Raw genomic sequence first — 1,129 nt, 5'->3', positions numbered from 1 at the left:
ACACTAGGCTATTCGTCGGCAGCGTCTGATGTGTATAAGAGTCAGGAATTTAATATGCCAGGTGGCGAACCTTTTGGCTTGTTAATTGGAGATTATAAAATAACGCATCGCCTACATGGTCACCAGCATGCCAACGATATTGATACATTAAGGAAAATATCACAAACTGCAGCGGCATCGTTTTCCCCCTTTATTACATCGGCAGACCCCAGCTTTTTTGGTGTTGATAACTTTTCAGAGCTTGCTTCTGTTGCCCATATAGAAACGCAGTTTTCACTGCCTGAGTATATTGAGTGGCAAAGTGTAAGAGCAATGGAAGATGCTAAATTTTTAGGTATCACTCTACCCGATATACTTCTTCGATCACCTTATCTTCCCGATGGTTCAAGAAGAGAGAAATTTCCTTACCGAGAGTCGATATCTCACTCAGAAGATGGATATTTATGGGGAAATGCGGCTTATGCTTTTGCTGCTGTAGCGATACGTGATTTTTGTGAATCTGGGTGGTTTTCACATATACGTGGTGTGCAAGCCGGTAAGTATCGCCAAGGCTTAGTGGTAAAAATACCGCAAAGTCATTTTTGTGTAACGCGTCGATTAAAAAAAAATAAACTATCAGTTAACTTACAAGTTGGTGATAGACTAGAAAAGCAATTATCGGATAGTGGATTTATCCCAATATCAATGATACCTGAAACAGACTATTTGGCGTTTTATAGTAATTCATCAGTTAATAACCCAAAGGTGTTTGATTCTGCTTCTGATACGGTCAATGCTAAATTAGCATCAATGTTACAATATATTCTTTGTGTCTCAAGATTTGCACATTATATTAAAGTTATAGGCAGAGATAAAATTGGTGCTTTTGAAACAGCAGAGGAAATTGAAAGTTATATACAGAAATGGATATTTAATTATACATCATCATCGAGTGAGCTACCTGATGAGTTGATAGCTAAATATCCTTTAAATGAGGCCAAAGTAGAAGTTAAGCAGACGAGAGGTAGGAGTGACTGTTTTTATTCGATTATTCATTTGCGCCCTCACTTTCAATTAGATCAAATGGTTTCTAATATTCGATTAATTACAGAACTATCACCAATATCAAATTAAAAATGGATAAAGTTAT

1 protein-coding gene is annotated in these 1,129 nt (G+C 36.8%); it reads left to right on the top strand.

Annotation, left to right across the window (positions count from 1 at the left end):
• Nucleotides 1–1,113 (top strand): type VI secretion system contractile sheath large subunit (gene tssC, locus ASV53_RS26530; protein WP_141226320.1); only part of this gene is annotated, 1,113 nt, incomplete at its 5' end.
• Nucleotides 1,114–1,129: the final 16 nt, after the last annotated feature.

This window comes from Photobacterium sanguinicancri (assembly GCF_002265265.1).
GTDB lineage: Bacteria > Pseudomonadota > Gammaproteobacteria > Enterobacterales > Vibrionaceae > Photobacterium > Photobacterium sanguinicancri.
The sequence above is the reverse complement of the archived record's forward strand: the minus strand, read 5'-3'. Positions and strand labels throughout refer to the sequence as shown.